This is a genomic window from Bradyrhizobium sp. Ghvi (assembly GCF_900115265.1).
Lineage (GTDB): Bacteria > Pseudomonadota > Alphaproteobacteria > Rhizobiales > Xanthobacteraceae > Bradyrhizobium.
In genome coordinates, this window is record NZ_FOVU01000013.1 from 1 (window position 1) to 12,322 (window position 12,322).

At 64.1% G+C, this 12,322-nt stretch carries 14 protein-coding genes; 10 read left to right on the plus strand and 4 right to left on the minus strand.

All coding sequences use genetic code 11. From position 1 onward, the window contains the following. The 5 genes from BM374_RS32085 to BM374_RS32105 form a co-directional block, all read left to right on the plus strand. Window positions 1-379 (plus strand): chemotaxis protein CheW (locus tag BM374_RS32085; protein ID WP_092302149.1); only part of this gene is annotated, 379 nt, incomplete at its 5' end. 72 nt (window positions 380-451) lie between these two features. Then, window positions 452-817: a response regulator gene (locus BM374_RS32090; RefSeq protein WP_007600538.1), complete on the plus strand. Its 366-nt coding sequence runs from the start codon at window positions 452-454 to the stop codon at window positions 815-817. Between the two features lie 70 nt (window positions 818-887). Then, a complete protein-coding gene (locus tag BM374_RS32095; RefSeq protein WP_092302151.1) occupies window positions 888-2,081 on the plus strand; it encodes a protein-glutamate methylesterase/protein-glutamine glutaminase in 1,194 nt (397 codons plus the stop codon). Then, window positions 2,078-2,950 (plus strand): CheR family methyltransferase, encoded by an 873-nt coding sequence (locus tag BM374_RS32100; RefSeq protein ID WP_092302153.1) that lies wholly within the window; start codon window positions 2,078-2,080, stop codon window positions 2,948-2,950. Before BM374_RS32095 ends, BM374_RS32100 begins: the two co-directional genes overlap by 4 nt. A 249-nt stretch (window positions 2,951-3,199) precedes the next feature. Further along, complete coding sequence (locus BM374_RS32105) at window positions 3,200-3,670, plus strand: MORN repeat-containing protein (RefSeq protein ID WP_092302155.1); 471 nt, start codon at window positions 3,200-3,202, stop codon at window positions 3,668-3,670. Between the two features lie 53 nt (window positions 3,671-3,723). Here BM374_RS32105 and BM374_RS32110 read toward each other — a convergent pair whose 3' ends face one another. The 4 genes from BM374_RS32110 to ctrA all read right to left on the minus strand — a co-directional run bounded on the left by BM374_RS32110 (window position 3,724) and on the right by ctrA (window position 6,596). Next, entirely contained in the window at window positions 3,724-4,884 is a 1,161-nt protein-coding gene (locus BM374_RS32110; protein ID WP_092302157.1) for a glutathionylspermidine synthase family protein, read from the minus strand. A gap of 3 nt (window positions 4,885-4,887) precedes the next feature. Further along, window positions 4,888-5,328, minus strand: a complete 441-nt coding sequence (locus tag BM374_RS32115; protein ID WP_092302160.1) for a hypothetical protein — start codon at window positions 5,326-5,328, stop codon at window positions 4,888-4,890. A gap of 1 nt (window position 5,329) precedes the next feature. Continuing rightward, window positions 5,330-5,734, minus strand: a complete 405-nt coding sequence (locus BM374_RS32120; protein WP_092302162.1) for a DUF350 domain-containing protein — start codon at window positions 5,732-5,734, stop codon at window positions 5,330-5,332. A 160-nt stretch (window positions 5,735-5,894) separates the two neighbouring features. Then, a complete protein-coding gene (gene ctrA, locus BM374_RS32125) occupies window positions 5,895-6,596 on the minus strand; it encodes a response regulator transcription factor CtrA (RefSeq protein WP_016848562.1) in 702 nt (233 codons plus the stop codon). Window positions 6,597-7,041: 445 nt separating this feature from the next. Here ctrA and fliI point away from each other — a divergent pair, with 445 nt between their 5' ends. From fliI to BM374_RS32155, 5 genes are all read left to right on the plus strand, one after another. Further along, window positions 7,042-8,367: a flagellar protein export ATPase FliI gene (fliI, locus tag BM374_RS32130; RefSeq protein ID WP_092302164.1), complete on the plus strand. Its 1,326-nt coding sequence runs from the start codon at window positions 7,042-7,044 to the stop codon at window positions 8,365-8,367. A 133-nt stretch (window positions 8,368-8,500) separates the two neighbouring features. Then, window positions 8,501-8,920 (plus strand): flagellar export protein FliJ, encoded by a 420-nt coding sequence (gene fliJ, locus BM374_RS32135; RefSeq protein WP_092302166.1) that lies wholly within the window; start codon window positions 8,501-8,503, stop codon window positions 8,918-8,920. 321 nt (window positions 8,921-9,241) lie between these two features. After that, window positions 9,242-9,787 carry a sigma-70 family RNA polymerase sigma factor gene (locus BM374_RS32140; protein ID WP_092302168.1) on the plus strand — a complete coding sequence of 182 codons (546 nt, stop codon included), beginning with the start codon at window positions 9,242-9,244 and terminating at the stop codon, window positions 9,785-9,787. Window positions 9,788-9,993: 206 nt separating this feature from the next. Further along, window positions 9,994-11,043 carry an anti-sigma factor gene (locus BM374_RS32150; RefSeq protein WP_092302171.1) on the plus strand — a complete coding sequence of 350 codons (1,050 nt, stop codon included), beginning with the start codon at window positions 9,994-9,996 and terminating at the stop codon, window positions 11,041-11,043. A gap of 297 nt (window positions 11,044-11,340) precedes the next feature. Further along, entirely contained in the window at window positions 11,341-12,300 is a 960-nt protein-coding gene (locus BM374_RS32155; RefSeq protein ID WP_092302173.1) for a helix-turn-helix transcriptional regulator, read from the plus strand. The last annotated feature ends 22 nt before the right edge of the window (window positions 12,301-12,322 follow it).

Below are 12,322 nucleotides of genomic sequence, written 5' to 3' on the forward strand. Positions count from 1 at the left end.
CGTCCAGGACGTGTTCATGCCCGAGCGCGTCACCCGCGTTCCCTTGTCCTCGCGCGAGATCTCGGGCGTCCTGAACCTGCGCGGCCGCATCGTCACCGTGGTCGACATGCGCGCTCGCCTCGGCCTGCCCAGGGACGAGGACGGCAAGACGCCGATGGCGGTCGGCGTCGACCTGCGCGGCGAATCCTACGGCCTCCTGATCGACCAGATCGGCGAGGTGCTGCGCCTGCCCGAGGACGGCAAGGAAGACAACCCCGTCAATCTCGACCCTCGCATGGCCAAGCTCGCCGGCGGCGTCCATCGCCTCGACGGACAGCTCATGGTCGTCCTCGACGTCGATCGCGTCCTCGAGCTCGCGCCCGAGATGATGGCGGCCTGATACGGCGGCATTGCCGCCGGCAGACCCGCAATTGAAAGTGCCCCGCACAGGGGACAGGAAGCAGAGGTTCACATGCGAACTTGTCTCGTCGTTGATGATTCCAGCGTCATCCGCAAGGTTGCCCGCCGGATCCTGGAAGGCCTCGACTTCCAGATTCTTGAAGCCGAGGACGGTGAGAAGGCGCTGGAAGCCTGCAAGCGCGGACTGCCCGACGCCGTGCTGCTCGACTGGAATATGCCGGTCATGGATGGCTACGAGTTCCTCGGCCATCTTCGCCGCATGCCCGGCGGCGACCAGCCCAAGGTGGTGTTCTGCACCACCGAGAACGACGTCGCGCATATCGCGCGCGCGCTGCACGCCGGCGCCAACGAATACATCATGAAGCCGTTCGACAAGGACATCGTGACGGCGAAGTTCCAGGAAGTCGGCTTGATCTAGCGAAACACCGGAGGCTGGCTCCTTCGGCATTCGTTTCAACTAAAACCGTTTCAGTCTGAGTTGGTGAGTAATGAGTGTGGCGTACGCAGGCAATTCGACCACGAGCCCGTCGCGCGAAGCCGGGCCGCTGCGGGTGATGATCGTCGACGACTCCGTCGTGATACGCGGTCTGATCTCGCGCTGGGTCGGAGCCGAGCACGACATGGAGGTCGCGGCGTCGCTGCGCACCGGCCTCGAGGCGGTCAACCAGCTCGAACGCATCAACCCCGACGTCGCCGTGCTCGACATCGAAATGCCCGAGCTCGACGGCATCTCGGCACTGCCGAAACTGCTGGCGAAGAAGCGCGATCTCGTCATCATCATGGCGTCGACGCTGACCCGCCGCAACGCTGAGATCAGCTTCAAGGCGCTGTCGCTCGGCGCGGCCGACTACATTCCGAAACCGGAATCGACGCGCGAGACAGCCGCTGCGGATATCTTCCATCATGACCTGATCCAGAAGATCCGTCACCTCGGTGCAAGGCTGCGCCGGAAGGCGGCCGTGGCGAGTCCGCCGCTGGCGCCCGCGAGCCCCGCTGCACCGGCTGCGCGTGCACCGGTTGTGGTGCGGCCGGCACCGGCTGCCGCCGCGCCTGCCTTGTCATCGGGCCCGCTCACCACCCGTCCGTTCTCGACCCAGGCGCCGAAGGTGCTGCTGATCGGCTCCTCGACCGGCGGCCCTCAGGCGCTGATGGCGCTCGTCACCGAGCTCGGCCCTGTGATCGACCGCTTCCCGGTGCTGATCACCCAGCACATGCCGCCGACCTTCACCACCATTCTCGCCGAGCATCTGGGGCGTTCGAGCCGCCGGCCGGCAGCCGAAGCGGTCGACGGCGAGCCGGTGAAACCGGGGCGCATCTATCTCGCGCCCGGCGGCAAGCACATGCGTGTCGCCCGCAGCGGTGTGGACACCGTGATCGCGCTCGACGACGGCCCTGCCGTCAATTTCTGCAAGCCCGCGGTCGATCCGCTCTTCACCTCCGCGATCGACATTTGGCACGGCAACATCCTCTCCGTGATCCTGACGGGCATGGGTTCTGACGGCATGCGCGGCGGCAAGGATATCGTGGCAGCCGGCGGCAGCGTGATCGCGCAGGATGAAGCTTCCAGCGTGGTGTGGGGCATGCCGGGAGCCGCCGCCAACGCCGGCATTTGCGCCGCGATCCTGCCGCTCAACCAGATCGGCGCCAAGGTCAACCGTCTGTTTGCGGGAGACCGCTCGTGACGCCCGCGGATTACGACTACCTGCGCAAGTTCCTGAAGGAGCGCTCCGGTCTCGATTTGTCGCCCGACAAGCAATATCTGGTCGAGAGCCGGCTGTTGCCGCTGGCCCGCAAGGCGAGTCTGTCAGGCATCACCGATCTCGTTCTCAAGATCAGGAACGGCGATGGCAGGCTTGCGACCGACGTGGTCGAGGCCATGACCACCAACGAGACGTTCTTCTTCCGCGACAGGATCCCGTTCGACCATCTGCGCGACAGCATCGTGCCTAGCTTGATCCAGGCCCGCGCCGCGCGCAAGAGCCTGCGCATCTGGTCGGCGGCTTCGTCGACGGGGCAGGAACCTTATTCGATCGCGATGTGCCTGAAGGAGATGGGCGCTGCGCTCGCCGGCTGGCGCATCGAGATCGTCGCCACTGATCTGTCGCAGGAGGTGCTGGAGAAATCCAGGGCCGGCGTCTACAGCCAGTTCGAGGTGCAGCGCGGTCTGCCGATCCAGCTCCTGATGAAATACTTCACGCAAGCTGGCGATGTCTGGCAGCTCAATGCCGATGTCCGCGCGATGGTGCAGTTCCGCCAGCTCAATCTGTTGCAGGACTTCTCCCATCTCGGCACATTCGACGTGATCTTCTGCCGCAACGTGCTGATCTATTTCGATCAGGATACCAAGGCGGTGATCTTCGAGCGCATGGCGAAGGGCCTGGAAGCCGATGGCGCGCTGCTCTTGGGCGCGGCGGAATCCGTCGTCGGCATCACCGATGCATTCCGCCCGATGTCCGATCGTCGCGGCCTCTATCAGCTCAATCCGGTGCGCTCCGGCCGCCCGATGGGGGGATTGATGCCACAACCGCTGAAGGTCGCCGCAGCGCGGTGATCTGCCGTACGACTGTCGGTCGGAGCGAGCGGCGTTGTTGCGGCTGAGCGCCGGTGCCTGCCGGCTCTTTCGTTGTCATACCCGGAATTTCAGCGGCATTTGAGATAGCGCGGATTACTCGGCTACCGCACCAGCGGTGCGCTTCGACGTGGCCCTCATGGGCGTCCGGCCTTTGTGCTATGGTCTCGATCGCCCGCCCTAGGGAGGCGGTTTTTTCAATATCGTGACCTGTTTTAAGGAGGACATATCATGCGAATGTCTTGCGCCTCTTATTTCCTGTTGGCAGCACTCTCGTTGCCCGCGACGGCTCTCGCCGGCGAGCAGGTGCTCGAATTCAAGCTCGTCACCAAACCGATCGACGTCAAAGTCACTGAGGTCGCGAACGTCGAAGGTCAGACGGTCATGTCCGGCAAGATGTTCGGGGTTGCCTTCTTCAAGGACGGCCGCGTTGCCGTGAAGGATTTCGTCAATTCCTCCGACCTGCTGAAAGGCTCAGGGCCGATGTTCGGCTACAGCACCTACACCTTCGAAGACGGCTCCTCGATCACGGCGCGCTACACCGGCGCGGTCAAGGACGGAAAGGCCAAGGGGGAATATACGATCCTGTCGGGCACCGGAACGTACGCAAACGCGACGGGCACAGGCGGCTTCGAGAGTGTGCAAAGCGGGTTCAAGGGCGCGGGCCTGTACGACGGTAGGTTCATAGTCAAGACGCCCTAAGCCAGCATGCGGGCTTTCGCGCTCGCGTCCCCCGGTGGGGTCGCGAGCGCATTTCACAAAATCGCATGCGGCAAGAACCGCGAGCCGTTTCCCGTGATCGGACTCTCGTCCTCGCGGATCGACAACCCGCACGGCTCGTGATTCACCAGCCAGCTTCCCACCACGGGATAGACGCCCGAAAAATTCGGCAGCGGTGACAGCGCCTGGCGCACAAAGCCTTCGGCGCCGTAGGGACCTTCGTGCTCGTCGAGCGACATTCCGCCCGACACTATCGTGACATTGGCGCCTTCGCGGGACAGCAGCGGCTTGCGGACATAGGAGCTGCCGAGTTCGGCTGCACGCGGATCGTCCTCAAAGAAGGCCGGTAGCAGATTGGGATGGTTCGGAAACATCTCCCAGAGCAACGGCAGGATGCCTTTATTCGAGAGCACCGCCTTCCATGGCGGCTCGATCCAGCGCGTTGGTGCCTCCACCAGCTTGGTGCCGAAGGCGTCATGGAACATCCATTCCCAGGGATAGAGCTTGAAGACGAGCGCCATGTCGTTGTTATCGAGATCGACGAAGCCGCCGGCCTCGTTGCGCCAGCCGATCTCCTCGACATCCAGCAGCGTGGTCGAGAGGCCCGCTTGACGTGCGGTGTCTTCGAGATAAGCGAGCGTGCCGGCGTCTTCCTCGTTGCCCGTCGTGCCGGTGAGGTGCAGATGTTGGCCGGCGGCAATCTCCTTCCAGGCAGCGATCAGCCGTTCATGGATCGAGTTGAACTGGTCGGCGCGCGCGGGGATGATCCGCCGCTCGATGGCCTGCTCGAGCCAGGTCCATTGAAATACCGCGGCCTCGAAGATCGAGGTCGGCGTGTCCGCGTTGTATTCGAGCAGTTTTGCCGGGCCCTCGCCGTCGTATTTCAGATCGAGGCGGCCGTAGAGGCTGCGGTCATCGCGCTTCCAGCTCTCGGCGATGAAGTTCCAAAATGCTTCCGGAATCTTCAAACGCCGCAAATAGCGCTCCTCGCCGATCACCCGGCCGGCAAGCTCCAGACACATCGCGTCGATCTCGCCGGTCGGCGTCTCGATTCCGCGCTCGATCTCAGCGAGATCGAAGGCGTAATAGGCGCTCTCGTCCCAATAGCGTTCGCCGTCGATGGTATGGAAGGCGAAGCCGCATTGCTCGGCAGTGTGCCGCCAGTCATCGCGCTCCGGACAGATGATGCGTTGCATGCGTCAGCTGCCGCCCGCGAACGCATGCGCAAACGAGCCGAACCCGCCGCGGCTGACGCCGCCGGAGCCTGAGTCGGACGAGCCGCCCGACGAGGAATGACTGGAGGAGTCGCTGCTGTAGAAGCTGGACCGGGACGACCAGTGCGAGCCGCTGCTGCCCGATGAGCTGCCGCTACAATTGGTGCTCGTCTGCACGGGCGCCAATGCGCCAGGGACAGTCGTCCCGGGGGCTGTCGCCCCGGGGACTATCGCCCCGGGAGGCGTGGGATCGCAGTTTCGTCGCGGCATCAACGTGAAGGCAGTGGTGCCGACCGCGATCGTGCCCATCACCAGCAGCGCGACATGGCCCGAGCGCTTCACCGGCTCGCGCGGCGGCAGGGGCAGATCCGCCGGCATACGCGGCCGGCGCTTGCCGAACTCCTTGCTGGGAGGCTTCGCGGCCATATCAGTAAATCATGCAGGCGGCGTTCAGCAGGCCTGCGGCGAGTGACGAGAGGCCAAGCCAGATTGCGGGTGCCAGCTCACCGGCGGCGATCCGCCCCGACAGGTTCGGCACCGGAATCTTGACGATGTAGAACACTGCGACCTGCACGATCAGCGCAATCGCAGCCCAGATCAGGCAGTCCAGCACGTTGGCCGAATGCGCGATTGCGCTGAACAGCGGCGCCACGAAGCCGAGCAGGCTGAGGCCGAGCGCGATCGCAGCCGCTGGATCGTTGTCGCGAATGAGCTGAAACTCGTTGTGCGGCGTGATCCGGGTATAGACGAACAGATATGCCACGACCGCGATCAACCCGGTGCAGAAATAGACCAGGAAGGCGGGCAGGCCGGCGAGCGATTGCAGGATCATGGTCCCCCCATCATGCAGACCATTCGTCGGCTGGCAAAGGGTAGCGGTTCAAACCTCAGCTTCGGGCGAAGCGATCCCCTCAAAAAACAAAACCCCGCCATTTGCGGCGGGGTCCAGGCTGGGAGGAGCGAGCCGAAAGGCGGCTCGCGACGTAAACGGATCAGGCGGGAATGCGCTCGTCGGCCTCGTGCGGCTCGCGCAGCACGTAGCCGCGGCCCCACACGGTCTCGATGAAATTGCGGCCCTCGGAAGCGTTGGCGAGCTTCTTGCGGAGCTTGCAGATGAAGACGTCGATGATCTTCAGCTCGGGCTCGTCCATGCCGCCATAGAGGTGGTTGAGGAACATTTCCTTGGTGAGGGTCGTACCCTTGCGGAGCGAGAGCAGCTCCAGCATCTGGTACTCCTTGCCAGTCAGATGCACGCGCTGGCCGCCGACTTCGACCGTCTTGGTGTCGAGGTTGACGACGAGGTCGCCGGTCTGGATGACCGACTGGGCGTGACCCTTGGAGCGGCGCACGATCGCATGGATGCGGGCAACCAGCTCGTCCTTGTGGAAGGGTTTGGTCATGTAGTCATCGGCGCCGACGCCGAGACCCTTGACCTTGTCCTCGATGCCGGCGAGGCCGGAGAGGATCAGGATCGGTGTCTTGATCTTGGAGACCCGAAGCTGCTTGAGCACGTCGTAGCCGGACATGTCGGGCAGGTTAAGGTCGAGAAGGATAATGTCGTAATCGTATAATTTACCGAGATCGACGCCTTCTTCCCCCAAATCGGTCGTGTAGACGTTGAAGCTCTCAGACTTCAGCATCAGCTCGATCGACTGCGCGACGGCGCTGTCATCTTCAATCAGCAAAACGCGCATGCCAGTTCCCCATAGTCGCCGCTCCTGGGCGTCAGGTCGGCCGCATTCGCGGCACTCAACAAAACGCCTTTGAACAACTGATTCGGATCCTGACAACAGATGGTTAACAAATCCTGATTCTGGAACGCAAGTCCCCCCGGGTGCAATTTTTGTCGAATCGCCCTAAGGTCTTGTCCGCGAAGCAGCTTTCGTTACCCGAGTCCGTTCAAGTTCCACTTTAAGAGACGGGCCTAACCGACTCCCGCGACTCAGCCTTCTTCTGAAAGGGAGCCACGCTCAGTCACAAAGACAGTGACGCAATGATTAACGATGCGGGTAAACACGACGTTAAGCGCCGTTCAGAAATATGGCGAAACTTAATCGTTTCGCCGTCAAGGCCAAATCATGAAGGCGTGCGCTGCTGTGAAGGCCACTCTTATGAAGGCTGTTTGATGAAGGCCGGTCAATGAAAGCTCTTGCCGAACAGATCGGCGATATCGACGGCATCAATATCTATGGTCGCGTGGTCGGCGTGCGCGGCTTGATGGTCGAAGTCGCCGGCCCGATTCACGCGATGTCAGTCGGCGCACGGCTCGTGATCGAGACCGGCGCCAACCGTTCGATCCCCTGCGAGGTCATCGGTTTCTCAGGCAGCAATGCTGTCGTGATGCCGTTCGCCGGACTCGAGGGCGTACGCCGCGGCTGCAAGGCCGTGATCGCCAATGCCGCCAATCTGGTGCGTCCGTCGTCGGCCTGGCTCGGCCGTGTCGTCAATGCGTTGGGCGAGCCGATCGACGGCAAGGGGCCGTTGCCGCAAGGCGCCTCGCCGATGCCGTTCCGCAATACGCCGCCGCCGGCGCATTCGCGCAAGCGCGTAGGCAGCCCGCTCGATCTCGGCGTTCGTGCGATGAACACCTTCCTGACCTGCTGCCGCGGCCAGCGCATGGGCATCTTCGCAGGCTCCGGCGTCGGCAAATCGGTGCTGCTCTCGATGCTCGCGCGCAACGTCGATGCCGCCGTGAGCGTCATCGGCCTGATCGGCGAACGCGGCCGCGAGGTGCAGGAATTCCTGCAGGACGATCTCGGGGAAGAAGGGCTCGCGCGCTCCGTCGTGGTGGTTGCAACTTCCGACGAGCCGGCCCTGATGCGGCGACAGGCCGCCTATCTGACGCTCGCGATCGCCGAATATTTTCGCGACGAGGGCCAGGATGTCCTCTGCCTGATGGACTCGGTGACGCGCTTTGCCATGGCCCAGCGCGAGATCGGCCTGTCCGCCGGCGAGCCGCCGACCGCCAAGGGCTACACGCCGACCGTTTTCACCGAGTTGCCGAAGCTGCTGGAGCGCGCCGGCCCGGGGCTCGGGGAAGGCGCCATCACCGCGATCTTCACGGTGCTGGTCGACGGCGACGATCATAACGAGCCGATCGCCGACGCCGTCCGCGGCATCCTCGACGGCCACATCGTGATGCAGCGCTCGATCGCCGAGCGCGGCCGCTACCCCGCGATCAACATCCTCAAATCCGTTTCCCGCACCATGCCGAAATCGGCGGATCCGCAGTTCTGGCCCGTCATCCAGAAGGCGCGGGCGGTGATGGCGACCTACGCCGACATGGAAGAACTGATCCGCCTCGGCGCGTACCGGGCCGGCTCCAGCCCCGAGGTCGACGAGGCGATCCGCCTGCATGAGCCGCTGGAGGCCTTCCTGCGCCAGCGCAAGGACGAAAACGCCTCGCTGGCCGACGGCTACCGCCAATTGGCGCAAATCCTCGGTAATTTGGAAACGGAACGCTAACTTTGTCGCGTCATCATCCGTCCCCACAGAGTAGCAGAGCCGGTCTGGGCCCCATCAGGGCCTGTGGGGAGACCGGTGCCGTCCCAATGTGTGTATGTCGAGCAGCCAAGGGACTTCTGGGGAGTACGAGTCGATGAAGTCACGAGATACCCTCATCCGCCTGAAGAAGTTTCAGGTCGACGAGAAGCGCCGCCGGGTCGCCCAGATCGAGTCCATGATCGCCGACTTCCAGCGGATGTCGGTCGATCTTGAACGTGAGATCCAGACCGAGCAGGACCGCGCCGGGATCAACGATCCCTCGCACTTCGCCTATCCGACCTACGCCAAGGCTGCCATCCAGCGCCGCGAGAACCTGACCCGCTCGGCCGACGAGCTGAAGGGCCAGCTCGAGGAAGCCAAGGCCGCGCTCGGCGAAGCCTTCGAGGAGCTGAAGAAGGTCGAGCTGCTGGACGAGCGCGACCAGGCCCGCGAGCGCGCCGAGGAGAACGCCCGCGAGCAGGCCGATCTCGACAGCATCGGCCTGATGCGCTCTCGCATCGGCGCCGTCGCGTAAGCGGCAGCCCGCGTCAAAATCGTTGCGAATTTGCGAGCCCGGACCCGCAAGGTCCGGGTTTTTGCGTGTGCTGTCCACAGTGTGGCGCGCCGCCTCTTGGTGACCGGCTCGGCCGCGCGCTATGGTAGCCGGAATGATGCTGTGCCAGCGACGGCGGTGCCCACCTCTCCCTCGGGAGAGGTCGGCGCGGAGCGCCGGGTGAGGGGTTACGGTCTCCCGTCAGCCCTCCGCCCCCTCACCCGATTTGCTGCGCAAATCGACCTCTCCCCGTCGGGGAGAGGTGAAGAGGGATGTGACGGGGCCTGAGCGTTGGGGGGCTGAATGCTGACGCCAGCAGAGCTGGTCGGGCTGATTGAGGCGGTGGCGAAGCGCGATTCTGCGGCGTTCGAGCGCCTCTACGGTGCCACGCGCGCGAAACTTTATGGCGTCGTGCTCCGTATCTTGCGCCGACAGGATCTCGCAGAGGAGGTCATTCAGGAGACCTATGTCAAGATCTGGAACAGTGCGGGCCAGTTCAATCCGACACTGTCATCGCCAATCACGTGGATGGCGTCGATCGCGCGGAATCGCGCCATCGATATCGTGCGCAAGAAGACGGAAGCCTCTCTCGAGGAAGAGCCGCAGGCGATGGAGGTCGCTGCTGAAAGTCCCGATCCGCTGGCGCGCCGCGAGATGAGCGAGGAGCTGAAGCGGCTCTTGGAATGTATCGGCCGGCTCGAGCCGGACCGTCAGCGGCTTGTGCTTCTCGCGTATTACAACGGCTGGAGCCGCGAGCAATTGGCGGAAAAATTCGCAGCGCCCGTCAACACGGTGAAGACGTGGCTCCGGCGCAGCATGCTGGATATCCGGGAATGCCTCGGACTTTAGAGGATGATGACAGTGCATAAAATGGTGCGGCGTTCTCGCTTCACCTCTCCCATAGGGAGAGGTCGGATTGCGTCGCAAGATGCAATCCGGGTGAGGGGCTGCGCTCTCTCGTGGGACCTGAACCCCTCACCCGATTTGCCCTGGACGATGCTTCGCATCGCCGGGAGCAAATCGACCTCTCCCTTCGGGAGAGGTGAAAGCAAGTGATGGCCTACAGCGAGGACCATATCGCGCTCGCAGCGGAATATGCGCTCGGCACACTTGATGCCGACGAGCGCGCTGAGATTGCGACCATGATGGCTGCGGACCCGGAGTTCGCCGCAATCGTGCAGGCCTGGCAAATCCGGCTCGGTGTGCTCAACCAGATGGTTGGCAACATCGAGCCGCGGCCGATCGTGTGGGAGAACATCAGGCGCGAGATCGCCTCGGCGGCATCGACACAGGATTCGTCGCAACAGCCGCCAGCTCTGTCGGATGCGCCGCCGCCGCCGGAGCTACCTGCGCCCGAGCCTCCAGCGCTGGAGCCTCCAACGCTGGAATCTTCGTCGCCGGATGCACAGCAATCGGAGCCGTCGCGATCCAGCTCCGACGCCATTCCGATCTTCCCGCCGCAATTCGTGCCGCAGACCCATGCGCCAGATCCGAGCGTCGCACCCGCAACGCAGGCGCCCGTTATCCACGATAGCAACGTGATCCTGCTCGAGAGCCGCGTGAAGCGCTGGCGCACGATCGCCTCCGCCGTGGGCGCGCTCGCGGCCGTGCTGGTGGTGACGCTGTCGCTTCAGATCTTCCTGCCCGATGCGCTGCCCGGCGCCCTACGGCCGGCACCGCGCATCCAGACGGTCGAGGTGAAGACACCGGCTTCGCCGCTGTCTTCGCCCGCGCAATATGTCGCGTTGCTGCAGGGCCAGAGCGGCGGTCCCGCCTTCATCCTCACCATCGATGGCGCGACCAAGAATTTCACGGTGCGCAAGGTCGGTGCGACGCCGGAGCCGGGCAAGAGCTTCGAGCTCTGGCTGATCTCCGACAAGCTGCCGCGGCCGCGCTCGCTCGGCGTGATCGGCAGCGGCGACTTCACCGCGCGTCCCGTGCTCGCCGGCTACGATGCCGACGTCGTCAACGGCGCAACCTATGCCGTCACCGTCGAGCCGTCGGGCGGCTCGCCCAACGGCCAGCCAACTTCGGCGCCGGTATTTTCCGGCAAGCTGATCGAGACCGTGCCGCCGTCCCAGCCGCAGGCGCCAGCCAAGAAGTAGAGCCGCGTGTAAGGGCGGGCTGTCATCGCCCGGCTTGACCGGGCGATCCAGTACTCCGAGACGGCTATGATGGAGCCGATGAGCCGCGGCGTACTGATACCCCGCCTGCGCGGGGTATGACGGCAATGGCTCTGCACGAATTTCAGCAATGTCGCCACGGTCCATTCCGTCGTCGCGATCCGACAAGTCCTGCCAAATCCAGCCCCGATTTGAACCTCCCTCCGTTTCGCGGCGTCAAATGCCCGGAATTTGCAGTCGGCGTGGCCGATCAAGGTGCCAGAGAGGGCTAGAAACCAGATGGATGCAGCCAAGCCGACCGGCATCTTTGTCCACCACTATGCAGGCCTGCCGCAGGGGCCGGCGTTCGAACACTGGCGCGAGCGGGCCTTAGGCTCCTGCGGCCTGGAGATCGGGCCGAGCCGCGGCGACAGCATCGATTGCCGCCTGCAGGTCAGTGTCGTCGACAACATCGCGCTCGCCATCCCTGAAGGGGCCTCCGCGCAATATTCCCGCACGCAGAGCGGCCTTGCCGATGGCAGCGACGATCTGGTGCTGATCGCCGCGCATGCCGGCTTCGTCAGCGTCCGGCAGAACGGCCATACGGTCGAGCTGGCGCCGGAGCAGATGGTGTTGGCCGACATGAGCATCACCGGCAGTGTCGGCCACACCGACGAGAACCGCTTCACCACCATCCGCATGCCGCGCCGCGCACTGCTCGACATCAATCCGCGTGCCGAGGAGAAGCTGTCGCAGGTGCTGTCGGATGGTGCGGTCGCCGAAACCATCTTCCGCTATCACGCCCTTGCCGCCCATCACGCGCCCCATCTCGACGCCGTCGGCCAGCGCCTGACGGCGCAGCACATGGTCGATCTCGTCGGCCTGTTGCTCGGCACCGACGCCGAGCACGCCGCGCTTGCACGCGGTCGCGGTCATGCGGCGGCCCGCCTCGATCTCATGCGCGCCGACGTGATGGCCGCCCTCGGTCGCAACGATCTCTGCCTGTCCGAGGTCGCAACCCGCTCAGGCCTCAGCCCGCGCCAGGCGCAGCGACTGTTCGAGCAGGCCGGTACCACCTTCACCGAATTCGTTCTGGAGCAGCGTCTGCTGCTGGCGCGCAAACTGCTCGGCGATCCCCGCGCGCGGGCGCGCAAGATCAGCGACATCGCGCATTCCTCCGGCTTTTCGGATTTGTCCTATTTCAACCGCGCCTTCCGCAAGCGCTTTGGTGCGACGCCATCGGACCTGCGTGAGGCCTGAAGTCCGGATTTCTGCAGGGGCG